This is a genomic window from Streptomyces sp. NPDC006739 (assembly GCF_042869815.1).
GTDB lineage: Bacteria > Actinomycetota > Actinomycetes > Streptomycetales > Streptomycetaceae > Streptomyces.
This window is the reverse complement of record NZ_JBIAGM010000014.1, coordinates 64,504-87,985: the sequence shown is the minus strand read 5'-3', so window position 1 is coordinate 87,985 and position 23,482 is coordinate 64,504. Positions and strand designations below refer to the sequence as shown.

Annotated in this window: 18 protein-coding genes; 8 read left to right on the top strand and 10 right to left on the bottom strand. The window is 70.1% G+C overall.

What is annotated here, in order from left to right:
- Nucleotides 1-129: 129 nt before the first annotated feature.
- A complete protein-coding gene (locus ACFYMM_RS26535) occupies nucleotides 130-567 on the bottom strand; it encodes a glutaredoxin domain-containing protein (protein WP_388390697.1) in 438 nt (145 codons plus the stop codon).
- 618 nt (nucleotides 568-1,185) lie between these two features.
- Here ACFYMM_RS26535 and ACFYMM_RS26530 point away from each other — a divergent pair.
- On the top strand, nucleotides 1,186-2,166 hold the full coding sequence (locus tag ACFYMM_RS26530; protein WP_388390695.1) for a hypothetical protein: 981 nt from the start codon (nucleotides 1,186-1,188) through the stop codon (nucleotides 2,164-2,166).
- A 44-nt stretch (nucleotides 2,167-2,210) separates the two neighbouring features.
- On the opposite strand, the gene ACFYMM_RS26525 is transcribed toward ACFYMM_RS26530, so the two are convergent.
- A complete protein-coding gene (locus ACFYMM_RS26525) occupies nucleotides 2,211-3,062 on the bottom strand; it encodes a LysR family transcriptional regulator (RefSeq protein ID WP_388390693.1) in 852 nt (283 codons plus the stop codon).
- Between the two features lie 80 nt (nucleotides 3,063-3,142).
- Between ACFYMM_RS26525 and ACFYMM_RS26520 the strand changes: the two genes are divergently transcribed.
- Complete coding sequence (locus tag ACFYMM_RS26520) at nucleotides 3,143-3,637, top strand: cupin domain-containing protein (RefSeq protein WP_388390691.1); 495 nt, start codon at nucleotides 3,143-3,145, stop codon at nucleotides 3,635-3,637.
- Between the two features lie 167 nt (nucleotides 3,638-3,804).
- On the opposite strand, the gene ACFYMM_RS26515 is transcribed toward ACFYMM_RS26520, so the two are convergent.
- Together ACFYMM_RS26515 and ACFYMM_RS26510 are read right to left on the bottom strand one after the other, a co-directional pair.
- On the bottom strand, nucleotides 3,805-7,449 hold the full coding sequence (locus ACFYMM_RS26515) for a glycoside hydrolase family 3 C-terminal domain-containing protein (protein WP_388390690.1): 3,645 nt from the start codon (nucleotides 7,447-7,449) through the stop codon (nucleotides 3,805-3,807).
- 37 nt (nucleotides 7,450-7,486) lie between these two features.
- Nucleotides 7,487-9,853 carry a ricin-type beta-trefoil lectin domain protein gene (locus tag ACFYMM_RS26510; protein ID WP_388390688.1) on the bottom strand — a complete coding sequence of 789 codons (2,367 nt, stop codon included), beginning with the start codon at nucleotides 9,851-9,853 and terminating at the stop codon, nucleotides 7,487-7,489.
- Nucleotides 9,854-10,904: 1,051 nt separating this feature from the next.
- Here ACFYMM_RS26510 and ACFYMM_RS26505 point away from each other — a divergent pair.
- The 4 genes from ACFYMM_RS26505 to ACFYMM_RS26490 all read left to right on the top strand — a co-directional run bounded on the left by ACFYMM_RS26505 (nucleotide 10,905) and on the right by ACFYMM_RS26490 (nucleotide 14,332).
- Nucleotides 10,905-12,431, top strand: coding sequence for a ricin-type beta-trefoil lectin domain protein (locus ACFYMM_RS26505; protein WP_388390687.1), 1,527 nt, complete (start codon nucleotides 10,905-10,907; stop codon nucleotides 12,429-12,431).
- Nucleotides 12,432-12,444: 13 nt separating this feature from the next.
- Nucleotides 12,445-13,002, top strand: a complete 558-nt coding sequence (locus ACFYMM_RS26500) for an SMI1/KNR4 family protein (protein ID WP_388390685.1) — start codon at nucleotides 12,445-12,447, stop codon at nucleotides 13,000-13,002.
- A gap of 187 nt (nucleotides 13,003-13,189) precedes the next feature.
- A complete protein-coding gene (locus tag ACFYMM_RS26495; protein WP_388390683.1) occupies nucleotides 13,190-13,393 on the top strand; it encodes a hypothetical protein in 204 nt (67 codons plus the stop codon).
- Between the two features lie 171 nt (nucleotides 13,394-13,564).
- Nucleotides 13,565-14,332 (top strand): alpha/beta hydrolase, encoded by a 768-nt coding sequence (locus tag ACFYMM_RS26490; RefSeq protein ID WP_388390681.1) that lies wholly within the window; start codon nucleotides 13,565-13,567, stop codon nucleotides 14,330-14,332.
- A 204-nt stretch (nucleotides 14,333-14,536) separates the two neighbouring features.
- On the opposite strand, the gene ACFYMM_RS26485 is transcribed toward ACFYMM_RS26490, so the two are convergent.
- From ACFYMM_RS26485 to ACFYMM_RS26470, 4 genes are all read right to left on the bottom strand, one after another.
- Nucleotides 14,537-15,892 carry a lanthionine synthetase C family protein gene (locus ACFYMM_RS26485; protein ID WP_388390679.1) on the bottom strand — a complete coding sequence of 452 codons (1,356 nt, stop codon included), beginning with the start codon at nucleotides 15,890-15,892 and terminating at the stop codon, nucleotides 14,537-14,539.
- Nucleotides 15,889-19,131 carry a lantibiotic dehydratase gene (locus ACFYMM_RS26480; protein WP_388390677.1) on the bottom strand — a complete coding sequence of 1,081 codons (3,243 nt, stop codon included), beginning with the start codon at nucleotides 19,129-19,131 and terminating at the stop codon, nucleotides 15,889-15,891. Before ACFYMM_RS26480 ends, ACFYMM_RS26485 begins: the two co-directional genes overlap by 4 nt.
- 170 nt (nucleotides 19,132-19,301) lie before the next feature.
- Entirely contained in the window at nucleotides 19,302-19,469 is a 168-nt protein-coding gene (locus ACFYMM_RS26475) for an FDLD family class I lanthipeptide (RefSeq protein WP_388390675.1), read from the bottom strand.
- Nucleotides 19,470-19,566: 97 nt separating this feature from the next.
- Nucleotides 19,567-19,719: an FDLD family class I lanthipeptide gene (locus tag ACFYMM_RS26470; RefSeq protein ID WP_388390673.1), complete on the bottom strand. Its 153-nt coding sequence runs from the start codon at nucleotides 19,717-19,719 to the stop codon at nucleotides 19,567-19,569.
- 312 nt (nucleotides 19,720-20,031) lie between these two features.
- On the opposite strand from ACFYMM_RS26470, the gene ACFYMM_RS26465 reads away from it, so the two are divergent.
- Complete coding sequence (locus ACFYMM_RS26465; RefSeq protein WP_388390671.1) at nucleotides 20,032-20,745, top strand: hypothetical protein; 714 nt, start codon at nucleotides 20,032-20,034, stop codon at nucleotides 20,743-20,745.
- Between the two features lie 27 nt (nucleotides 20,746-20,772).
- Here the strand turns inward: ACFYMM_RS26465 and ACFYMM_RS26460 are convergent, their stop codons facing one another.
- Nucleotides 20,773-22,572: an ABC transporter ATP-binding protein gene (locus ACFYMM_RS26460; protein WP_388390669.1), complete on the bottom strand. Its 1,800-nt coding sequence runs from the start codon at nucleotides 22,570-22,572 to the stop codon at nucleotides 20,773-20,775.
- A 118-nt stretch (nucleotides 22,573-22,690) separates the two neighbouring features.
- Nucleotides 22,691-22,813: a hypothetical protein gene (locus tag ACFYMM_RS26455; protein ID WP_388390667.1), complete on the bottom strand. Its 123-nt coding sequence runs from the start codon at nucleotides 22,811-22,813 to the stop codon at nucleotides 22,691-22,693.
- Nucleotides 22,814-23,172: 359 nt separating this feature from the next.
- Here ACFYMM_RS26455 and ACFYMM_RS26450 point away from each other — a divergent pair, with 359 nt between their 5' ends.
- Nucleotides 23,173-23,472 carry a trypco2 family protein gene (locus ACFYMM_RS26450; RefSeq protein WP_388390665.1) on the top strand — a complete coding sequence of 100 codons (300 nt, stop codon included), beginning with the start codon at nucleotides 23,173-23,175 and terminating at the stop codon, nucleotides 23,470-23,472.
- The last annotated feature ends 10 nt before the right edge of the window (nucleotides 23,473-23,482 follow it).

Here is a 23,482-nt window from a genome sequence, read left to right as displayed (position 1 = left end):
TTCCCGCAGAAGGACCGCACCCTCCTGGGCGGCAACCGACTGCTCGGAGTCATCTGAACGGCGCGAGCCGGCCACCCCGCTCAGCCCGCTCGGTTCTGCGCGCGCCTCTCCGTAGGGCGCGCTTTCTGATCAGGCGGAAGGGGAGAGTTGTTCGCGCACCCAACGGGGATCGGGGTTGGTGTGCGGCTGGCCTGCCACGACGACGGTCGGCACGGTCTCGTTACCGTCGTTGGCTTCCCTGACCCTTGCAGCTCCTGCCGGGTCACGCCAGATGTTGACCCAGTACAACTGGCCGGCGCTGCGGCCCAGTCGGATGCGCAGGCGTATGCAGTACGTGCAGCCGGGACGCCAGAAGACGACTGGTCGGCCGTCGATCGTGCTGCGGTGTTGGGCCTCCCCCGCACCGATCGACTTCGGAAAGATCAGCGGCGAGTTCAGGCCCGCGAGAGCCAGGAACGCCAGCAGGAGTGTTGCGGCTCTGCCCGGGCTCCCCTCGAAGAGCAGCCCGATCGCGATGGCTGAGCCGCAGAACACGAACAGCATTGGCAAGATCCAAACACGCATCATGGTGACGCAGGCTATCGAGAGCTCGAAATGCTCCGCGAACCAGGCCGCTCAGTCGCCGACCCGGGGTGCTGCCCAAGAATCGTGCCACCAGCCGCAACCGGCGATCTTCTCCTGGCTTTGAATCAGTTCAAGTCCCGTATGCAAGTAATGCGTTGTCGCAAGAATCGGTCGAGGTGCAACTGGTCCACGCCTTTGCGAGAATGACTACGAATTGCTCCGTGGTGCGCTGGACTGCCTGAACAAAACACAAGCCGAACAGGAGGCCGCGCATACCGACGGCGGTTGGATTGCGGCTGATGGTACGGCGCTTACCGGCACCCCGACCTGGCCAGGAGATCACGGGGGATCGGCATGTCGAAGCGTACGGGTGTCGCGCCCAGGTGCACCGCAGATGTACCGCAGCCGTCGGCGCCGAGCATCCACCCGTTGACGTGTCCGGGAAACGCCGGCTCATGCCACCTCGGGGGAACGCCGCTGAAGGCGACCGAAGGTCGCTGGCACAAGGGTCGCGCCGCAACCAGCTTCTCGACGAGGCCATCTGGCCCCCAGCTCCCACCACTGTGGCCCACGCCCGCATGTTCATGCGGACCTCGCAGTCCCTGGCCCGCCACCAGGAACGTGCTGCCGACCGGATGGCCGCCCGGTACGCGGGCCGCGACGCGACGATCGCAGCGCTGCGCGCATTTCCGGGTCCTCGACGCCGCTCATGACCACTACGTGCGGACGTACGCCGAGATGGGAAGGCCGCTGGGGGCTTTGCCGCCGGTCGGCGAAGTGCACGGCGGTTTCTTGCGGCTGCTCGCCGCCCGGCCGGGGGAGTGCCTCGCCGCCCTCTCCGCCGGGCAGCGTCCGTCGAGGCCGCACCGGTACGACTCGCACCCGCCGACTGCGGAACCGATCGCCCTGATCGAGAAACTCCCCGCTGAGAAGCCGGCCGACACGTCGGCCGAGGGCCCGCCTGCGCTCACCCTGCTGCGCGATCCTGCCCGGCTGTTCACCGCGCTGGAGGCGCGCACGTTGCCGCACGAGGCGGCACAGCTGCGTCGCCTGAGCTGGGACGACCTCGTCATGGCCCGTGCCGTCCTCGATGCCGAGGGCTGGTCCCGGCCACTGCGGCTCGCCGTGGCCAGAGCGCTGCGTTCCGAGGCACGTGGCGCCGGCGAGACGGCGCCCGCGGGCCAAGGCACTCCGGGCGAGAAGGAGCACGCCGAATCGCCCGGTCTGGAGGAGGTGCTCGACGCATTCGACCGGGGCCTGTTGTGGATGGCGGTGGCCGACCGTCTACCCAAACCCCCGCAAGCGGCGCGGCTGGTTGGGCAGTCGGCCCGCAATTTCATCCGGCCCAAGGTCTTCGATGGGCTCGCGGGCATGATCCATCTGCGCCTCGCCGAGGCCGGACACGCCGCTCCCGACATGGCGTGGTCGGGGCACCCCGGACTCGCCCTGCCCGAGGAGTGGGAAAAGGCCATGGACGACGCGCTCGACGCGGCCGTCGCCGACACACCCGACACCGCCCCCCTGCGCGCCCTCCTCGCCGGCAGGGCCTCCAGCGCAAAGCCACCTGCCCCATCAGTGGGGAAAACAGTCCCTGGAACGTGATGTTCGAACTGTTCACGAGTTGCGGCAGCACCTGTTGCCGGTGCTCAGTGGCGGTACGCGCTTGCCGCGATGTCGATGAAGGACCGGACCAGCGGGTTGGTGTCACCCTCGTTCCACACCGCCACCATTCGGCTCGGCGGCATGTCGATCAGCGGCACCACGGCCAGCTCCGCGGGCAGGTCGTGTCCGAGCGGGGCCAGGCCGACCGTGCCGTTCCACAGCACGGCCTGCAGGCATTCCTGGACGACGCGCACCACTGGGCCCTCGCGCGGACTGCCACCGTTCCAGTACGACTGCCAGATCGGGTCGGTGCCCTGCGGGAACTGGAACCAGCGGCGGTCGCTCAGCTCGGCCAGCCGCAGCCCTTCGCGGCGGGCCAGCGGATCGTCGGCCCGCAGGACCACGCCGACCGGATCGGTCCGCAGCGCACGCACCGCCAGGGCAGTCTCGTCGAACGGCGCCCGAGTCAGCGCGACGTCGACCAGTCCTGTGCGCAGCCCGCAGGTCGGGTCGGTCAGATCGGTGTCGCGGACGCGTATGTCGATGCCGGGGTGGTGTCGGCGGTAGGCGGCGGCCAGCTTGACCACTCCCGGGTCGGTGCCGTCGCCCAGGATGCCGATGGTGAGGGTCGCGACGCCGGCCGCCGCGCTCACGCGTACCCGGACGCGATCGAAATGGTCGAGCAGGGCCCGCGCCTCGTCGAGCAGCACCGTGCCCACCGGAGTGAGGGTGACGCCGGCAGGCGAGCGGGCGAAGAGCCGGGCTCCGACATCCGCCTCCAACCGCTTGATCGCCCGGCTCAACGGCGGCTGACTCATGTGCAGTCGGGTGGCGGCCCGGCCGAAGTGGAGTTCCTCGGCGACCGCCACGAAGTAGCGCAAGGTCCGTAGCTCCACGCTGCCACGATACCCACGAGGTATCGGCGCCGCGGAACAGGTCTTGGACAGCGCCGGCGCCCGGCGGTGAACTCGTGAGCATGACCGAAGAAGCGAAGACCAGCGAGCCGCAGACCGACCCCGCTGTATCGGTGGTGGGTCCCGGCGACGGCGAGACGATCGTTCTCGGCGCCACCCACATGCGCGTCCTGGAGGACGGCAGCCACACCGGGCACCGCCTCGCGATCGCGGAGTCCGTCCTCGCTCCGCACACCCAGGGACCGCCGCAGCACCGCCACGCCCGACACGACGAAGGCTTCTACGTCCTGTCCGGCACCGTGCGGTTCACCGTCGGGGACGAGGACTACGACGCCGCCACGGGCACGCTCGTGATGGTTCCGCCCGGTACCCCGCACACCTTCGCCAACCTCACCGACCAACCCGCCGTCATGCTCAGCACATTCACCCCCGACCTGTACGTGCAGTACTTCCGGGACCTCCAGGAAGTACTCGCCGGCGGCCGGCCGCTGACGCCACAGGCCAACGTCGACGCGATGAGCCGCTACGCGACCGAGCCCGCCACCGGCCTCGCCTGAAGCCGACGGCCCACCAGGACGATGCCGAGCTTCGACGGCGCGGATGAGGATCGGCGAAGCCAGGACGCGCGAAGCAGCCGTACATTTACCGCTGAACGGCCGTACGAGCGCCGCGCGCCGCCGGATCGCGCGGCGGGCGCCGCTGGGTGCGGCGCCCGGGCGGGTGGTCAGCCGATCGCTGTGGCGAAGATGTGCAGGGCCACTTGGCCTGACACCGCGCCGGAGCCGACGTTCGGCAGGGTCAGGTAGGCGACGGTCTTGCCTGCCTGGAGCGGCACGGTGGCGCCGTACACGCTGACCTTCTGCTGGACCTTGCCGCTGCCGCCGTTGATGTAGTCGGTCGTGGCGAGGATGTCGCTGCCGTCCACGGCACTGTTGCTCCACCAGTCGGCGAAGGACAGGGTGTAACTCTGGGTGGTGCCGTCGGTGTAGGTGATCAGACCGGTGCCGGAGGCGTTGCCGTAGTCGGCGGTGCCGAGGAAGCCGAGCTTGGTGCCGCTTCCGGTGAACGGTACGGTCTGGCCGCCGGCCACGATGTTGTCGGGTTTGCCGGTGCCGGTGGTGGGCCAGGTGAAGGCCAGTCCGTCGTGGGTGACGGTGCCGCCGGAAGTGATCCCCCGGGCGGCGAGGGCTTGCTGGGACAGGCTCTGACCGCCGCCGTCGAGATTGCCGGTGCCGGGAGTGGCGTCATCGCTGATGCCGGTGTTGGTGGTGATGTCCTTGATGGAGCCGTACGGGACCAACAGTTGGCCTGCCGCGTCGTCGCTGGCCCGTGCGGCCCGGTAGGTGGCCGAGGCGGCGAGGGCGTAGGTGCCGGGCTTGACGCCGGCCGGGGGAGTGACCGTCCACGTGGTCTTCACCGAGGCGCCGGCCGGGATGCGCGGGAAGGTGGCCGGCGTGGTCGCGGTGGCCTTCCAGCCCTCGGGCACGCCGAGAGTGACCGAGGCGTTCGGCAGGGCGTTGTGGCCGGTGTTGGTGTAGGTGGTGGTCGCTGTGACGGGGGAACCGGGCTTGACGATCGGGTCGGCGGACAGGGTCAGGGGGTGGTGGACGCGGATGGCCGCGGAGCCGGTGACGCCGCGCACGGTCGCGCTGATGGTGGTCACGCCGTTGCCCACCGCGGTGACCAGCCCCTTGCTGCTGACAGTGGCGACGGAGGGGTCGCTGCTGCGGTAACGGACCTGGGCCTTGGACAGGTTCACGAAGGAGCCGTCGTCGTTGACCGCCTCCACGACGTGGTCGGCGGTGACGTTCAGGTTGCGGCCGGGCTGGGCCGTGGGATCGGTGTCGTCCTTGATCCACTGGTTGCGGGCGGTGAGGTCGACGGTGTCGCCCGCGCGGTAGACCACGGCTTCGGGCTGTACGGTCACGTATTTCACGTGCGGGGTGAGGCTGCCGTGCACGCTGACCCGGGCGGATCCGGCGGTGGTGGCGGAGTCGGGCCCGACCTGGAAGCGGTACGTGCCGTCGTGGACGACCTGCCTGGCCTTCTGTCCGTCGTGGAAGGCGAGGTCGGGGATCCGGACGCGCAGGGCGATGTGCTGTGTGGTGCCGGGCTTCAGGACCCGGGTCTTCTGGAAGCCGACGAGCCGCTTCTTCGGCAGCGCGCGGTCCTTGGCCGTGAAGTCGGTGGCCGCATAGAGCTGGGCGACGGTGGTTCCGGGCGCGGTGCCGGTGTTGGTGACGTCGAAGCGGACGTTCACCGTGCCGTCGGCCTGCACCGAGGAGCGGTCGGCGCGGACGTGGGAGTAGGCGAAGGTGGTGTAGCTCAGACCGTAGCCGAAGGGGTAGGTCGGTGTACCGGTGAAGTACTGGTAGGTGCGGCCCAGACCGCCGGTCGCGCTGGGTGCGAGGCCGTAGTCGGAGATGGCGGGCAGCTGGGAGTCGTCCTTGTACCAGGTGAAGTTGAGGTGCCCGCCGGGGTTCTGCTTGCCGAACAGGACGTCGGCGACGGCGTCGCCCTGGCTTTCGCCGTTGTAGCCGGCGAAGACGATCGAGGCCACCTTGGTGCGGTAGGGCTCGACGGCGACAGGTCCGTCGGACTGGATGTCCAGCACCGTCCTGGGGTTGCCCAGGGCGGTGACCTGGTCGATGAGGCTGCCGTAGTTGCCGGGCAGGGCCAGCCCGCTGCGGTCCTTGCCCTCGCCTGCCGTGGCATCGTCGGTGCCGACCGCGACGACCACCAGGTCCGCGCTTTTGATGTCGGCCTGGGTCTGGGCGCTCAGCGTCGCCTCGCCGGTCGCGGTGCTGGAGGTGCCGGCCGCGTCGTGGATGACCTTCGCGTCGGGGTTGGCCGCCTTGACCTGGGCGGTGATGCCCTGGACGGCGTCCACCTTCTTGGTGGGGTCGCCCGAGTAGCCGCCGAGCGTGACCTTCCCGGCCTGGTCGCCGACGATGACGACCTTGCCGAGCTTGGCCGGGTCGGCCGGCAGCAGTGGCCTGCCGGTGCCCGTCACTTTGTTGTTCTGGAGCAGGACGAGCGCGTTGTCGGCGACGGTGCGGGCCAGGTCCTGGTGCGCCGGGGACTCGATGACATCCTTGGTGATCTTCGTGTACGGCTGCTGGTTCACCGGGTCGAACTCACCGGTCCGCATCCGGATGGTGAACAGGTGCACCAGCGCGTTGTCGATGACGCCTTCGCTGAGGGCGCCGGCCTTGATCGCCTGCTCGAGGTTGGGTGAAGTGGCTTCCGCACCCGTGCAGTTGACGTTGGTGCCCGCGCGCAGTGCATAGGCCTGACCGCCGCCGGCCCCGGACACCTTCTGGCCCGTGGCGGTGTTGGTCCAGGTCGCGTTGGCGCCCTTGTGGTCGGTGGTCCAGCCGGGTGGCGCCCAGTCGTGGCCGGCCGGGAAGGACTGGTAAGTGGTGCCGACCGCGCCGCAGTCCGAGGTGATGTATCCGCCGAATCCGTAGGTGCGCTGCGCGATCTGGTTGGTGGTGTACGTGTTGGCCGCCGACGGTGTGCCGTTGATCGCGTTGTACGACGTCATCAGGCCCGCGACATGGGCCTTCTCGATCAGGCTCTTGAACTGCGCGGTGTAGTAGTCGTACAGGTCGTCGTCCGAGACGTTCGAACTGATGCCGGTGCGGTCCTGCTCGACGTTGTTGAGCGCGTAGTGCTTGGCGGTCGAGGCGACCTTCAGGTACTTGCCCTGCCGGCTGCCGTCGGGATTCTGGCCCTGGTAGCCGTTGACGAACGCGCCCGCCATCTGCCCGGTGAAATAGGGGTCTTCGCCGAACGCCTCGTCGGTGCGCCCCCACCGCGGGTCACGGTCCAGGTTGACCGTCGGCGCCCAGTAGGTGAGCATCCCGTAGTCGTCCTTCGAGGGCCCGAGGTTGTTCTGCCCGGTGCCCCACAGCGACTTGTCCAGCAGCCCTCGGGCCTCGTCGGAGATCGCCGTCGTCTCCTTGTACATCAGGTCCTTGTCCCAGGACATGGACGCGGCGAAGTTGGTGGGGAAGCTGGTGGCGTGGACGCCACCGGTCACCGAGCCCGGGTTGGTGTCGGCGAACAGCGTGTTGATGCCGTGCTGTCCCTCGCTCCAGTAGGTGTACTGCTGCACGCCCAGGCGCGGAATGGCCGGCGCGCTGTTGGTGTGCAGCTGCTGGATCTTCTCGTCCAGCGACATCCGCGAGATCAGGTCCGCGGCCCGCTCGGGGAACGAATAGGAGGTGTCGAGATAGATGGGCGGGGACGCCCTGACCGGGGACCGGGGTGCGGCATGAGCCGTGCCGCCGACCGTACCGAGCAGGCCGAGTGAACACACGGCCGCCACGGCCGCGCGCAGTAATGGAGGGGTGGTTCTGGGCATCACGGCTCCTTGCGCGTCACGGGGTGGAGTGGGGTCTTCATCCGAGGGCCCACTTCTGGTTGCTGCCGCCGTTGCAGGTCCACAGCTCCACCAGGGCGCCGTCGGCGGTGGAGGCGCCGGTCACGTCCAGGCACAGTCCGGACTGCACGCCGGTCACCGTGCCGTCGGCATTGACGTTCCACCGCTGGTTGGCGGCGCCGTTGCAGGACCAGACGATGACCTTGGTACCCGGACTGGTGCCCTGGTTGGCGGCGTCGAGGCACAGTTGGCTGTTGCCGTCGAACACCGTCAACCGCCCATCGGCGGTCCGGGTGAACGTTTGGCCGGAGCCGCCCGAGCAGTCCCAGATCTGCAGTTGGGTGCCCGCCGTGCTCGACGCGTTGGGAACGTCCAGGCACTTGCCCGCGCCCACCGCGCGAAGGGCGGTGCCGGTGTTGCTGCCGCCGCCGGTCGTCACGCCGGCCTGGGCGATGACCTGCTGGGCGTCGGACGGCCAGTTGGTGTTGGACACCTGGACGTTGCCGGTCAGGACGTTGTTGTGCGGGGAACCGGTGGCGACGTTGGTGGCCCCCGAGTTGTACCAGTTGTGGGAGAAAGTGCTGTCGTTGGTGTTGTTGGTGGAGTTCGCGTTGGTGAAGGCCCAGACGCCGCTGTCCTGGACCACGTTGTCGCCGAGCGTCAGGTAACGGGAACCTTCATCCAGGTAGAGGCCCACCGTGTGCTGGTTGTCGTACACGTAGTTGTGGTCGACGCTGGCGCCGGGGTCCGAGGACAGGTGGTAGATGCTCCCGCCGTCGTGGAACACCTTCTTGGTGCCGTGCACCCGGTTGTAGCTGACGACCGTGTTCTTGAGAGTGGTCGGTGTGGAGTAGACCGGTTGGTAGTTGTAGAGCCCGCGGTTGCGGTAGTCCTGACTGCCGCCGGGGTCGTTGGCGCCCCAGCCCCAGCCGACGTCGATACCGTCGTAGGCGAGGTTGGTCACCTCGTTGTGGGTGATGACGGCGTGTGTGACGTAGGTGGACAGAATCCCGGCCATGTCCTTGTAGTCCTCGGCGACGCCGGTGATCAGGTTGTTCTGGATGGTGATGTTCTGGTCGACCATCGCCGGATCGGACGGATGGTGGGCGTCGGGCTGCACACCGCCGACGACGATGCCGGAACCGGAGTCGTCGGCGAAGGTGTTGTCGGAGACGGTGACGTCGGAGGCGCCGAGCCCCGTGCCGGAGGCGTTCGCGTCGGCGTCGTTGCCGATGCCGAGCGCGACCTGCCCGAGATGGGTGAAGGTGTCCGCGGTGAACGAGATGCGGTGGGCGGCGGAGACCTGGACGGCGGCCGGGGCCTGGTTCCAGCCGTTGCGTGTCGCCTCGAAGAGCTGGCAGCCCGACTGACAGGAGCTCGGATAGTCCGTCGGCTGGGTGTAGACGCGGGGGATGAACGCGCCGCTCTGCTGGTCGGCGTAACCGATCGACGTGCCCGGGGTCAGCCAGGTGGTGTGCTGGAAGCCGATGCCCTGGAACGCGATGTCGTGTGCGGGGCTGCTGTAGCTGCCGCCGATCTGGAGCAGGGACGTCAGGCGCGGCAGTTCGATGTCGTGACCCGCGGGGTTCCAGCCCGCGGGTGCCTTGTAGTAGATCCGGCCGGCCTGCGGGTCGATGTACCACTGCCCGGTGGTCTTCAGGAACGCGTACGAGTTCTCCAGCAGCAGTTGTCCCCCGGCGAAGGGGCTGGCGATCGTGTCGTAGCCCCAGTTGTTGTTCTGCCAGGCGGGCTGCTGCATCGTGATGCTGGTGCCATTGATGCTCTGCACCGGTGCATACCGGTCGGTCCAGGAGTTCTGGCTCTCCAGCTCGATGCGGTTCTGCTGTGGCAGGGTCGCCAAGTAGTTCAGCCCGGAGTTCACGATGGTCATCCCGTTGGGGGTGACCTTGACGTCGCCGCGCGAAATGGTGATCGAGGCCCGGGGAGCGAGCGCGCCGTCGACGTACAACTGCCGGGAGTCGGTGCCGGCGGGGATCGCCGCGGCGTAGATGTTCGCCGCCTGGTCGTACGGCGACCAACCGGTCACCTGCTGCCCGCCGGACAGGACCGGGCTCTGGCCGGGCGCGGCCTGCCAGATCACGCTGTGGCCGTTGCTGCCCGAGTCCGCGGCGCCGAGCACCAGTGGTGCCGACATCCGGTACGTGCCGCCGCTCAACTGGACGACGATGTCGCCGCTCATACCGCTGTTCAGGGTTTCCACCGAGGATTTGGCCTGAGCGACGGAGCACGGTTGCGACACCGAGCAGGCCGTGCCGCTCCCGTTCGGGGAGACGTACAAGGTGGTTGTTGTCGCTGCCTGCGAGGCCGCGGCCGGCACGGCCAGGACGGCGCCGAGGGCCAAGGCGGCTGTGAGAGCTGCTCTCATGGCCGGCCACCGCCGGTGTGCGGGGGAGGGGAGGAGGTCATCGTCTGCCTTCTTCGGGAGGCGGGGATTCCGGCAGGACCGCCCTGGGGAAGGGTGCGGTCGGTGGAGGTTCCACTGATGGTTGGCGTCGCAGTCGCCGGGCCGGGCCGGGCCGGCACCTTGGTGCCCGCGGTGGTCTGGGCGTCGAAGCCGTCCAGGCGCAGCTGGGAGCTGCCCGAGTGGACGGTCAGCTCGTGGCAGATCTCGCGGGTCTCGCAGGGTGGCGACGCGGTGGGGCCCGGCCGGCGCGGTGGCCGGTGGCCGGTGCCGGCGGGAGGAGCTACCGGCGCTGGGCCGTCTGCTCCCTGGCTTTCGGAGGCGACCGCGACCGGCGTGAGCATCAGCTTCGCGAATGGTCTTGCATGGCGCACCTTGGCTAAGAAGGTGGGCATATCTGACTCCTCGGCGAGGTAATCGTCGAAGGCCCTTGGGAAAAGGGGGCGGGGGACTGGGCGCGAGCAGCGGACGGCGACCAGCACCGGGAGCGGTGCCGGGAACCGCCTCGGTCAGTGCGGGTCATCCGAGCGGGGTGGCTCTGACTGCTTGATGAGTAGTACTCATACACATCTCCCCGATTTCGCGACGGCGGGGACTTGGGTCAGCCCGGAGTGGCGCGGGGCGTTGATGGCTGCACGATGGCACTCCTGGGAGGGAGACGTGATCGCAGAAAGCTGCGGTGAGCGCTCACATCACGACTAGGGGTGGACGGGTGCATGACATCTCGTCGACATATGTGCCGACCATCAGTCGTAATAAGACTGTCACATCTTGCGGTGCATGCTCAAGAAGCGTGCGCGGACAGAGTTGCCGAGTTGCGGATCATCCGCGTTCATCCCGCTATGTACCGATGATCGCGTTAGGTGGTGTTGACACCTCGCATGGAGGGGGGCACGCTGCTGCCGCCTCCGGAATCCCGCTCGCCACCGTGCTCTGACGGGTATTCGTATCCGGTGTTGTTAGCGCTCACAAGCAGCTGGATCGCCTCTTCCGCCGACTCTGGCAAGGAGACCGCATGGACAGCACGACATCGCGCCTGTTACCTCACCCGTACGAGCCGGCAGGACGCAGCCGCCCGCGTACCCTCCGGCGCCTGATCTCCGGCCTGGCGGTCTCGGCCCTGGCCCTGTCCGGGCTGCTGACCGCCGGCACGGCGCGGGCCGCCTCGCCGGTGCGGACAGCCCTGGCAGCATCGGCCACCAGTCAGTTCCACGGTGTGAACTGGGCCGACCCCAACGACAACTTCATCACCGGCCCGAACGTGCCGGTGGGCCTGTCGACATCGGACAACTACGCGACGACCTACACGAAGTCCACGGCGATCCTCAAGGGGTTCCAGGCGCTCGGCGCCAACACCGTCCGCCTCGGCTTCAACGCGGCGACCACGTCCGGAACCTGGTGGAACAGCTATACCGCGGCACTGGACTCCGCCACCGCGCTGGGCATGAACGTCATCGTCGCACCGTGGCTGCAGAACGGGAAAGTCAGTGACACCGCATCGTTCAACCGGATGTGGGACACGATGATCAACAAGTACGGTACGAAGAGCAACTTCTACTTCGACATCATGAACGAGCCGTACGGCTACAGCGCCACCGACCTGACCAATTTCGAGGCCTCCTGGCTGGCACGCTACCCCAGCCTGCCCCGTGGTCACGTGATCGTGCCGGGCCTGTGGTCCGACACCAATCTCTGCTCCGTCGGCGCCGACTCCCGGCTGTCCGGCACCCTCCTGTCGATCCACATCTACGGCATGTTCGGCGACTCCCACACCACCGAAGCCGCCTGGGTCAACGACTTCACCGGCGCTCTGTGCGGCTACGCCGACCGCGCCGTACTGACCGAGTTCGGCGTGCCCATGAACACCGGGGCCGACTACAACGGCCCCAAGGACGGCAACAACGACCTGTCCTACCTCTACGCCATCACCGACACCGTACGCAGCCTCGGCATGGGCTCCGTACTGTGGACAGGTGTCAAGGAGACGGCCCAGACGCAGGGTCCGGGCCCGTGCGAGAACGCCTCCTGCGCCATCACGACCCTGAAGGGCAGCGGCACCGATCTGTCCCTGGCCGTCACCAACCAGTCCGGCCTCGACCGCCTCCAGTGGGGATGGGGCACCGGTAGCAATCCGGGCGGCGGAGGTGGCGCGGGCAACGGCGCGGTAGTGCGCGGTGCCGGCTCCAACCGCTGTCTGGACGTACCCAACGCCAGTACCGCCAACGGCACGCAGACCGAGATATGGGACTGCAACGGCGGCGCCAACCAGCAATGGACGCTCACCTCCGCCAAGGAACTGCGCGTCTACGGAAGCAAATGCCTGGACGCGTACGGCTCCGGGAACTCGCCGGGCACCAAGGCCGTCATCTGGGACTGCAACGGCGGCGCCAACCAGAAGTGGAACGTCAATGACGACGGCACTGTCACCAGCGCCCAGTCCGGCCTGTGCTTGGACGTGACAGGCGCCTCCACCGCCGACGGTGCCCTCGTCGAGTTGTGGACCTGCACCGGCGGCGCCAACCAGAAGTGGGCCCGCCGGTAGTTAGGGTCGCTAGGTGGAGAGCTGGGAGGGGTACGGCGTACGCGCACGGATACTTGAGATGGCAGCACGGGACCCGGGGCGGGAGCGCTTCGGGGCGGACACGCACGGGTATGTGTTGGCACCGCGGCTGCCGGAGGCGGAGATCCGAGCCTTCGAGGAATCGCATGGTATCCATGTGCCGGTGGAATACCGGTCTTTCGTCGCGGAAGTGGGCAACGGCCCCGCCGGGCCCTCCCACGGCTTGATGCCGTTGACCGTCGCTCGCCCGGAGGCCGATGAGGAGTGGGCCGTGGACGGCGAGTGGCGGGAAGACCGACTGCCGGGCCGGCTCGCCGAGCCGTTCCCTCTCACCGAAGCACTGCCCGGCCGGATCGGCGCAGGCGCAGCGGTCGACGTGCTGACCCGAGGCACGCTCATGCTGGCTGAACAGGGCTGCGGCATCTTCACCCGGCTGGTCCTGAACGGCCCGCGAGCCGGCCAGATCTGGCAGATCGATCCGGACTGGGGCGGCTTCGTACCGGCGAGCCCCGATTTTCGCACCTGGTACACCGATTGGTTGGAGAGCCCCTGACCACGCGTCACGCGGCGTCGAATCTCACGTGCACAAGGCACCAGCCCCACCGGTGCGTCGCCGGCATGCCGGCGACGCACCCGTTCCAGGAAGCCGACCGGTTCCGCAACGGCGGCACGGACCCTGCACAGACCGCACAACCGTGCGGACGCGACCCCCTGGAACGCCTCGCCTGGACAGTTGGCGAATGGCGCGAGCAGGACCACGCGGCGGGGGCGTCAGCGCCGAACAAATCGCCCTGCTCCACGGGACCGACCCCGACCAGGTCGCCACTGGGACACGCCTGTTGGACCAGCGCGACATGGACGCAGCCGGCCGCGACTCCTGGGACATCGCCTGGGAGAGCGTCTGCTTCGGGCAGGCAGGCGACTGGGCGTTCCTGATGGGTTGAGTGGTGACCACCCGGCTGATAGCTTTCAGTCGACCGTGACACCGCCCAAGGAGGTGAGACCCATGAACGCTGTATCAACGTGGGTGCTCCCCCTTTACCTCACGGCCGGCGACTGACGTAGATGTCGCCGGGAGCGCCTCGACAACAAGGCACTCCCGAAAGGCAACACCTATGCGCTCTCTGCGATTCACGGACGAGTCGTCGTCGAACGGCATGGTCGAACGCGATTTCATCGTGGGCGGCGTCCCCGGCGTTCTCTGGTCGCCGGTCTCCGGCGCAGCCGACCGCGCACCGCTGGTCCTGATGGCCCATGGCGGCGGCAACCACAAGAAGCATCCGGCGATGTCCGGCCGCGCCCGTCTCCTCGTGACCGGCTGCGGCTTGCACGTCGCCGTCATCGACGCGCCTGGTCACGGCGACCGTCCGCGCACCACGCACGACGAGGCGGAAATCGCCGAGCTGTTCCGGGCGCGGGCGGCCGGTGAGCCGGAAGGCCCGATCGTCGTCCGCTACAACGCGCACCTGGCGGACATCGCCGTGCCCGAGTATCAGGCGACCCTGGACGCCCTCCAGGAACTCCCGGAGATCGGCACGGACGGGCCGGTCGGCTTCTGGGGCCTCAACATGGGCACCGCGATCGGCATACCGTTCGTGGCCGACGAACCCAGGATCACCGCCGCGGTCTTCGGCCAGCACTGGCCCGAGGTCCTGGCCGAGAAGGCGAAGCAGATCACCATCCCGATCGAGTTCGCCCTGCAGTGGGACGACGAGCACATCTCGCGCGAGGAGGGTCTCGCGCTGTTCGACGCCTTCGCCTCAAAGGAGAAGTCGTTGCATGTGAACTCGGGCAAGCACAAGGAACTGCCCAGGTTCGAGGCCGACAGCGCCGTCCGGTTCTTCGCCCGGCACTTCGGCCGGCCGATCGTCTCGCCGGCCTGACGTGCGCGGTTGCGGCGTCCGGCTCGTCGGACGGGCGCCGCGACCGCGTCCCGGCGTGAGGCTGCGCATTCAGATGCCTGAACTCCTCCAGCACTTCGAGAGTCGTTCTTCAGCCCGCCGACGGATCACCCGGTGCGGAGCCGTACCCGTATCCCGGACGAGCGGCGCAGGCGCCCCGGGGTGCCCGCACGGCGCGGTCCACGATCAGGACAGGAGCAGCACGCGGTCCCAGACGGGCTCGTGCTGTTCGCCTCCCGGCCCGCCCCGACCCGGCAGCACCGAGAGCAGTGCGGCGGCCACACCCGCCGCCCCTTCCAGAATCCCGGGGTTGTCCTCGGTCGGTGGCCGGCCGTGCCGCGGGCCCGTGGCGTCGCGGGGCCCCGCCAGGTGCCGGTAGCCGTAGTCGGCCCGCTCGTCCCAGGCCGCGGCCAGCCGGTCGGCCAGCCGGTCGCAGTGGTCGAGCAGCGCCTGGTCGGCGGCCTGCTGCCCGAGTCTCCACAAGGTCTGCAGGAAGCCCGCCTCGCCGTGGCAGACGGTGGGGCCCCTCAAATCGTCCAGGCTCCCGGGCCGGGCCAGCACCGCGTGGGTACTCGCCAGCGCGAGCCGGCTCCAGGTCTCCTCGCCGGTCACCCGGGCCGCGCGCAGCAGGCCGTTGGCGATGCCGACCGTGCCGTAGCACCAGGCCGCCCCCGCGGCCGAGCGGGGCGAGGAGGGCACGGGGCGCTCGCCTCGGGTCCGGGCCAACTCCTCGTCCAGCGGGAGCCGCCGCTCCCAGTACGGCCCGTAGGCGTCCCGGTCGGCCCGCTCGGCCAGCCAGCCGCCGATCCGCCGCAGGGCCTCCGACTGCCCGTCGACCGCCACGCCGAGCTCGGCACTGCGGGCGAGCAGCGCCAGCGGGCCCGCGATGCCGTGCGCCGTCCCGAGGTTGAGGTCACCCCGGGGGAAGCGGGCCCGGTCCGCCTCGGTCACCTGGCGGTGCCCGGGCACCCACCAGCCGGGCACCTCACGGCCGTCCACCAGCACAGGCCGGCTGATCGCGACGAGGTGGGCGAGGGTGGCGCGCAGCGCGGGCTCGGCCGCGGCCCGCTCCTCGGCGTCGCCGTCGGTGACCGCACCGAGCAGCACCCGGCCGACGCCGGCGGTGCCGGTGATGGCGTCGTAACTGGACCAGGACACCCCTGGTCCGTCGGGCTCGGCCGCGAGGCGGGCGAGTTGCTCGGCCGCGACGTGTGCCGTCAGGGTGTGGCGCAGGCCCGGATAGTGACCGCCGACCCGGGCAGCCGCCTGAACGGCCGTCAGTACCGCGGCCGGCCCGTGATGCACGCCGAACGAGGCCGTCCGGGTCAGGGCTTTGGCCGCCACCGCCAGCCGGCTGTGCGCGGCGGGCAGCCGGCCCGGATCGCGGCGGGCCAGCTCGGCGAGGAGCAGGGCGACGCCGGAACCGCCCTCCAGTGCGACCGCGGGGCCGGTCGGGCGCGGCTCGTCGGTGAGGGCGGCGGCCACCCGGTCGACGACCGCCGCGATCCGCTCGGTGCTGCCGGGCACTGCTGCTGTGGTCACCGCTGGTGCTTCCTTCGGTCGGCGTTTCCGGTCACGCAGGCGCGGGCGAGGGCGTGTACGCGCAGCTCGGCCTTCCGGTCGGGTCCGAGCAGCCGGTTGCAGGACATGTGGAGCAGGCTCGCCAGCACCCCGGGCAGCGGCGACCAGTCGGCGCCGCGGGCGGCGAGCGCGTCCAACTGCTCGCGGTAGGCGCGCAGATGTCCGGCCTGGTCGGCCAGGGCCTGCGTCAGCCGGTCGCCCAGCGGATGCTCGGCCAGAGCGGGCCAGCCGCCGGCCGGGTCGATCAGTCGCAGCCACTGAGCCCGGTGGGTCCGGAATCCTGCGGGCGGCTGTTCGCCGGCGGCGCTGCCCACCAGCCAGGCCGCGCCCGGCTCCCGGTAGCGGGTCGGCGCGTCCACCGCGGGCGGCGGGCCGAAGGCGTGCGCGATGGCGGCGAGGGACAGCGCGGCCAGCGTCTCCTTGTTCCACGGCACGTCACCGCTCCCGCCCTCGGCCTGGCGGGCGATCCCCAGCAAGGTGAGCGCGGTTCGGCTGTCGGCGGCGAAGAAGCGCTCGGCGGCCGCCTGGGCCTCGGGGCCGCCGTAGCGCTCCCACTCGGGGTCGTAGCCGTCCAGCGTGAACCGTCCGACGAGTCCCTGGGCCGTCCACTGCCTGACCGCGGTGCGCAGCGGCGGCAGCAGTTCCCGCCACAGGCCGTCGGCGGGCCCGTGGAACCGCAGCCGGAGGTGGTCGTCGGGATCCCGGTACCGGATGAAGAACCACCGGTCGATCAACTCACGTGCTGATTCCGGGAGTTCGGCCAAGAACGGGTCGAGTCGCTCGGTCAGGAAGGAGTCCGCCTGCCGGCCCGCGAGGTAGAGCTTGGCGTACAGCCATTCGCCGCCGGGCTCGGCCAGCCGCGGCTCGGCCAGCCGCGGCTCGGCCGGGCGCACCGCCGGGACCCTGGGTGCGGCGGGGGCGGGCGCCGCGGCCGTCGGCTCCCGGACGAAGGCCAGCGCCAGTTCGCAGTGGTGCGCCCCGTCCTGGGCGTCCCGCAGCCAGCCGTCGGCCCGCTCCTCCCCGCCGGGCAGCTCGACGGCGAGCAGATGGGGGTCCTTCGAGAGCGCGTCGCGCAGCAGCTCGCGGTGCCAGGACTCGGACAGGTCCACCGGCAGCCGGAGGTCGGCGCGGGTCAGCACCAACTGCTGCGGCGCCCGCCAGCGTTCCCGCCAGTGCCGAACCGCCTCGGCCCAGCCGGCCGGATCGAGCCCGGTGTGCTCGCGCAGCTCGTCCAGGCGCCAGGTGGCGGGGGCGAGCACCACCCGGCCGTAGCGCACCCGGGGCAGGAACGGCGCGCTGGTGGCCGGTCCCCAGTTCCAGGGTGCGTACGAGCGGTGAGCGTCCCGGCCGACCTCGATCAGGAAGCGGGCGGCGTTCGGGGCCTGGCCGCGCACGTCCATCGCGTGGTGGGCGTGCGGCAGCAGCCGGCGCCCGGTCGGCAGGTGCACCAAATACAGGTGTTCGAAGGTGGCGGCCACGCCGATCTCGTCCAGCCGTACGGCGGTCGCGGCGGGGTCCGGCGGCAGCCCGATGGTCACCTCGTGCTCCGCGGTGCGCGGGCTGTTGGCGACGTTCAGCGCCCGGGTGAGCCGTGGCTGGTAGGCGACAGCGAGGTGGATCGCGTCCGGCTGCTCGGGGAAGGCGAAGGCGGCCAGCTCCTCGTTGACCGAGCCGGCCAGTCCGGCGAACCGGCCGTAGGTGGCGCCGGCCTCCAGCGCACCCGGTCCGCCACCGCCGACCAGCAGGAAGTCCCCCTCGGCCAGCGCCTGTCCGTCGGCAGCGACCAGCGTGCAGAACAGCTCGCAGGAGCGCTGCAGCAGCTCGCGGTCCGGCTCCCCGGGGGCCAGTCGCGCCACCAGGTCGTCGTCCAGCACCACCTCCCGGGCGCCGTCGCGCATCGCCTCGGCGGCCAGTCGGCCCAGCAGCAACTCCAGCTCACGGGCCGGCCGCGGTGCCGGGTCCTCGGTGCGGGACGAGGGCGGCCAGGTGTAGCCGGCCGGCGCGCCGAGGCCGACCGTGTCGTCCAGGACCTCCAGCACCGGAACGACCCGATCGGGGCCGTAGCGCTCCAGGAAGTCCCGGTGGTACCCGCGCAGCGGCGCCGGGGCGGGCACGGACAGCCGCCACAGCACGCCGAGCCCGCGGGCCGCCTCCTCGGCGACCGTGTGCGGCAGCCGCACCTCGGCATCCAGCGCCAGATCGACGTGGACCAGCCGGTCGGCGTCGGCCAGCTGACGCATCCTCTCCTCCAGCGCGGCCAGCACCGCGCCGCGCTCGCCCGGGGTGACGGCGGCGTCGTAGCGGTCGCGGTCGGCGGATATCGCGCGCAGGGCCGCCAGCAGCGGCAGCGGCCGGCCGGCGGACCGCTCCGCGGCGGTCAGTACGTCGATCACCCGGCTGAGCGGGTCACCGCCGTCCAGCACCGGACGCAGCCCGGTGATCAGGAACTCCTGGCGGACCAGCGTGGCCAGCAGGGCGGCGGCCGCGCCGGGTGGCGCGGTGGGGTAGCGCCGCTCCAGCTCGGCGGCGGCCTCCTTGCCGGTCGTGCCGACGGCGGCCAGTTCCAGCGCGGCGGCGACCACCGGCGTGAGCCTGACCGAGACCTCGCTGCGGGTGCTGTCGCCCGCCGTGGCACCGGGGTTGGAGGGCGCGGCCGCCACCAGCCGGCCGCCGCGCGGGATGGTCCCGGCATGGACGTGCAGGCTCAGGTGCGGGAGCAGGTCGCGGTCCTGCTCAAGCTGCTGGACCACGCGCAGCAGCCAGTCCAGATCGACCCGGGTACGGCTGCGGGCCGGGCCGGACCAGGACACCTTCGCCGCCGGGCCGTCCGCAACGGCGGCGAAGCGGACCGGGGCGACGCCGGCGAAGCGTCCGAACGGGGTACAGCGGGAGCGCAGCCGGATCTCGTAACGCAGCACGGAGACCACGGCCCGGCGCAGCTGGGCGTCGGTGCGACCGGCGAGCCAGGTGGGGTCGGTGCTCGCGGCCACGAGGTTCGCCAGGCTGGGGCTGGCGACCCGTAGGGCGTCCATGAAGACGCCGTCGCCGGCCGCACCGCTCAGGAGTCGCTCGCAGGCCGCACGGTCGGTGGGGGAGGCGGCGGCCCAGGCGGCGCGGTGCTCGTAGCTGCGGCTCGGGGCTCGCAGGAGGGCGACCGGGGCGGTGCGGAAGAGCGGCTGGGGGGCGGGCGGCAACGGCATCGGTGGCAGTCCCTCGGTGGCGGTCCCTGGCGTGGTCGGCGCGTCGGGCGCGGTGGTGGCCGGACGCGCGGGTGGGCCGGGGCCGACAGCTTCGGGGCGCCGGTCCGTGGGCCCTCAGCTGCCGGCTCTGCCGGGCGTACGCCCTGGACGGAGCCGGCCCGCGGCCTTGTTCAGCAGCCGCACTGGGTGGGGAAGGTGGACCAACAGGTGAAGCTGCAGGTGACGGAGGTGAACGCGGCCTCGACGGAGTCGGCCTCGTCCAGCTCGATACGGACGTCCAGGTCGAAGAGGTCTTCGAGCTGCATGTCGGCGGGGGCGGGAAGGGTGGCAGTGCTCATGCCTGTCTCCTCGGACTGGTTGTTGGGGCGGTGAGCCGTGCGCTGTCGGTCTTACGGGAGCGCCGGGAGCGGTGCGGGCGCCGGTCGGCAGCCGTGCTCAGCAGCACCAGGTGGCCCAGCAGGAGGAGCAGGTGATGGAGGTGAACGCGGCCTCCGCCGAGTGGGTGTCGTCCAGCTCGATGCGGACGTCCAGGTCGAAGAGGTCTTCGAGCTGGGTGTCGGCGGGGGCGGGAAGGGTGGCAGTGCTCATGTCGATCTCCTCGGACTGGTTGTCGGGGCGGTGAGCCGTGCTGTGGGAGGCTAGTCACGGCGGCCTGAGCGGCGCTTGAGCTGCCTGGCCGCGTGCGGAAGCCGAAGGAACCGGTGGCCCTTCAGAACGTGCCACCTTGGAACAGATCATCCAGTTGGCTGAGGGAGGTCCAGCGTGCGTTGGAGACCTGGCAGGAAGGCAGGCCGTCGCCGGGACGGGAACGGGGACGGCCGTGGGCCCTATGAGGGGGCGTCCTCTTCGCAGACGGTCTCGCATGCGTGGGGTGTCCGGGATGAGCGCTGGCGTGAGTGGTTGCGGCGTTCACGGGTCGGCGTCGACCTGGTCGCGTGGTGGGACGGCGGTGACATACGCAGCCGTATCGGTGACCTGCCGTATCAGGAGCGCCTTGTCGACCTGCTGTCCCGGGCCTCGCCTCGGGACTGCGCCGCGATGGGCCTGGGCTGCACTCGCCGTGTCGACCGGTCGTGCCGGGAGCCGGAGACCTGCGGCCAGGACCCCATCGGTCTCAGCCCCCACGGTGCCGCTGCGCATCGTGTGGGCCCCGTGCCGGGGGCCTGCGGTTCATTCGTGGACTGCTGGAGCGATGTGAAACTGCGAGTGGAATTCACCGCCGACGACCGCCACCGAGCCGTGCACATGACGGACCGGAACCGCTGGGACGAGGTCGGCGTGTGGGTGGACGGCGTGCGGCTGATGGCGGATGCCTGGCTGGATCAGTCCGGCTACTGGGTGGGCGATCGGTTTTACGTGCTGCAGGCGGCGGGCCCGGAAGACCATCCCGACCAGCAGATCGCGCTTGGTCTGCTCGGCTACACGATTCTCTCGCTCGTGATCCACGACGCCTGGCGGGGGACGACACGCGTATTCGTCCCGGATGCCTCGGAGACATGGACGAATCCGTTCGTGCGGCTGGAGAGCGATCAGCTGCATCTGTACGCGGACGAAACCGCCGTCAGGGAGGACCGGCCCGATCGATCGGTGCCCGTCGAATCTCCACTGCCTTGACCCGTCGGTGGGTGCTGGAGTCCGCCGTCAGATCTGCGCTGCCGTTGTCGGTGACCGGGTGGGGGCCGTGGTGAGTGCGGTGCCGTCGGTGAGGTGGAGTACGAGGTCGGCCTGGGCGGTCAGGCGTAGGTCGTGGGTGATGAGGAAGGTGGTGCGGCCGGCGGTGAGGCTGCGAAGTGGGGCCATGATGCGTTGTGTCGATTCGTCGTCGAGTCCGGCGGTGGGTTCGTCGAGGATCAGCACGGGCGCGGTGCGGAGCATGGCCCGCGCGAGGGCAATTCTGCGGCGCTGACCGCCGGAGAGGTTGTTGCCTCGTTTGCCGACGGGGCTGTCGTAGGCGTCGGGCAGCGCACTGACGAAATCGTGGGCGTCGGCGGCGATTGCGGCGGCGAGTATCTCGGCTTCGGCGGCGTCGGGTCGGCCGTAGGTGATGTTGTCGCGGACGGTGCCGTCGAAGAGCATGCTGTCCTGGGGGAGCAGGGTGATGTGTCGGCGCACCTCGTCGACGGGGAGTTCGGCGATGTCGCGGCCGTCGAGCAGGATGCGGCCGTGCGACGGCTCGTTGAAGCGCAACAGCAGCTTGCCGAGGGTGGACTTGCCGGTGCCGCTCGGGCCAGTGACCGCGACCAGCTGACCGGGGACGACGTCCACGTGCACGCGGTGCAGGACGGGGTGGCCGTTGCCGGGGTAGGAGAAGCTGACGTCCTCGAGGGTGATGGCGCCGCGCACCGGCTCGGCGAGTGGTGGGACGTCGGGCCGCGGGGCGGTCTCGGGGACCGTGCCGGTGCGTAGCACCTCGATGAGGCGTTCGCAGGCGGCCGTTGCGGAGGAGGCGTTGACGACGAGTTCGCCGAGTTCCTCCAGTTTGGGGTGGAGGTAGCCGAGGAAGGCGGCGAAGGAGAGCAGGCCGCCGACGCTGAGATGGTGCTGGGAGATCTGCCAGGCGCCGGCGCCGATCACGGCCAGCACGCTGAGCGTCTCCAGCAGCTCGCCTGTCGGCCCGTACAGCGACGACAGCCGGATCTGTCGCAGTCCCGCGCGCATCCAGTTGCGACCTTCGCGGTGGACCTTGGTGTGTTCGGCCTGCTGTCGGCCGTAGGCCTGCACCAGGGGCATGTTGGCCAGGCTCTCTTCCAGCAAGGAGGCGATCCGTCCGTTGCTGTCGCGCTCGGCGCGGGTGGCGGAGCGCATCAGGGTGCCGAACCACCGGGCGCCGAACCAGATCAACGGGGCAACGGCGAGGGTGATCAGGGCCAGTTGCCAGCTGGTCCAGAAGGCCGCGATGGCGAACACCAGCGCCCCGACGGCGGAGGTGATCAGTTCCACGGGCGCGGAGGCCACCAGCGATTCGACGGTTTCGATGTCGCCGGTCAGCCGGGAGACCAGGTCGCCGGTTCCGAAGCGGTCGAGGGTGTCCGGAGGCACCCGTTGCACATGGTCGAAGATCCGGTCGCGCAGGCCGAGCAGGAAGTGCTCGCTGGTCCAGCCGGCGAGATAGCCGCCTGTCGCCGAGGCGACCGCGCCCGCCGAGGCGAGCCCCAGCCAGAGGGCGGCGGGCCCCCAAAACGCGCCGAGGTCCCCGGGTGTGAGCACGTCGTCGGTGAGGACGCCGACGATGCCGATCGCGCCCGCGTCGCACCCGGCGGAGACCACCAGCAGCACAGCGGACATCAGCACGACCGCACGGTTGACGCTGACCAGCGGCCAGAACGTGCGGAACGCGGCAAGCGGCGAGATGCGCGCGTGGCGCATCCGGGAGCTGGTACCGGCCGGGGCTCCCGCATCGGATCCGGCGACGGACATGGTGATCGGTGTCGCGGGGTACATGGCCGACGCTTCCTGGGCACTGCCCGATCCGACGAAGTGCCGGGGCCCGTCGCGTATCGTGCTGCGCGAACGGACCCCGGCGCCCTGCCTGTGTTGACGGGTTCTCTTGCGGCCCGTACTACTTGGCGGCGGCCTTCTTGTGCTTGCGGTGGTGCTTCTTCTTGTGGTGCTTGGCCTTGACGCCGGCACCGGCTTCCTTCTTCTTGGCCTTCTTGGCCAGCATGATCTTGGCGAAGGACATCGTGGCTCCCTTCCTGACGGACAGTCAATCATCGTTGCCCGTCGCTGACTTCATCCTGAGGTACGCCTGTGAATACGAGGGGCGGCCGCTCCCCCATTCAATTCGGAAGGTGAGCGTTGGCCTATATTCCCTTACCAAATCCACGTGGGGAATGCGGGCGAAGCGGTTGCCAGGTTTCCTGCCCGCTGTTCTTGGCAGGTCGGCCCGGTCGCACGGCAGCCAGGGAGGCTCGACCTTCTCGCCTCTTGGGCGAACAGCAGGGGTGTTCGAAGACCGCGACCCGATTTGCCCCCGGCCGTCAGGTGGCGAGCCCTACGCTTGACGGCAGTTGCGCCAGCGGTTCCAGAGGGGGACGACTCGTGATCGAATTGGGAAGCGTCATCAAGGACCTGCGCTCGGAGTTGCAGGCCGCGATCGAGGCGGGCAAGGACGAGAACCTTCGCTTCGAGCTCGGGCCGATCGAGCTCGAGGCTTCAGTCGCTGTGGAACGGTCTGACAGCGGCGCGGGCAGGGTCCGCTTCTGGGTGGTCGATCTGGGGGGCGAGCACAAGAAGGGCGTGTCGAACACCCAGAGGATCAAGCTCTCCCTCACCCCGAGACTGGCCGGAACTCACCAGGCACCGCAGATCTCGGGCCACGCCGGAGCCGACGAGGAGTAGCCCGTCCGCC

What these genes read in the sequence shown, in the direction of transcription:
- ACFYMM_RS26535 (WP_388390697.1), bottom strand. Translation starts at nt 567, where the DNA reads ATGATGCGTGTTTGGATCTTGCCAATGCTGTTCGTGTTCTGCGGCTCA.
- ACFYMM_RS26520 (WP_388390691.1), top strand. Translation starts at nt 3,143, where the DNA reads ATGACCGAAGAAGCGAAGACCAGCGAGCCGCAGACCGACCCCGCTGTA.
- ACFYMM_RS26515 (WP_388390690.1), bottom strand. Translation starts at nt 7,449, where the DNA reads ATGCCCAGAACCACCCCTCCATTACTGCGCGCGGCCGTGGCGGCCGTG.
- ACFYMM_RS26510 (WP_388390688.1), bottom strand. Translation starts at nt 9,853, where the DNA reads ATGAGAGCAGCTCTCACAGCCGCCTTGGCCCTCGGCGCCGTCCTGGCC.
- ACFYMM_RS26505 (WP_388390687.1), top strand. Translation starts at nt 10,905, where the DNA reads ATGGACAGCACGACATCGCGCCTGTTACCTCACCCGTACGAGCCGGCA.
- ACFYMM_RS26495 (WP_388390683.1), top strand. Translation starts at nt 13,190, where the DNA reads ATGGCGCGAGCAGGACCACGCGGCGGGGGCGTCAGCGCCGAACAAATC.
- ACFYMM_RS26490 (WP_388390681.1), top strand. Translation starts at nt 13,565, where the DNA reads ATGCGCTCTCTGCGATTCACGGACGAGTCGTCGTCGAACGGCATGGTC.
- ACFYMM_RS26480 (WP_388390677.1), bottom strand. Translation starts at nt 19,131, where the DNA reads ATGCCGTTGCCGCCCGCCCCCCAGCCGCTCTTCCGCACCGCCCCGGTC.
- ACFYMM_RS26475 (WP_388390675.1), bottom strand. Translation starts at nt 19,469, where the DNA reads ATGAGCACTGCCACCCTTCCCGCCCCCGCCGACATGCAGCTCGAAGAC.
- ACFYMM_RS26470 (WP_388390673.1), bottom strand. Translation starts at nt 19,719, where the DNA reads ATGAGCACTGCCACCCTTCCCGCCCCCGCCGACACCCAGCTCGAAGAC.
- ACFYMM_RS26460 (WP_388390669.1), bottom strand. Translation starts at nt 22,572, where the DNA reads ATGTACCCCGCGACACCGATCACCATGTCCGTCGCCGGATCCGATGCG.
- ACFYMM_RS26455 (WP_388390667.1), bottom strand. Translation starts at nt 22,813, where the DNA reads ATGTCCTTCGCCAAGATCATGCTGGCCAAGAAGGCCAAGAAGAAGGAA.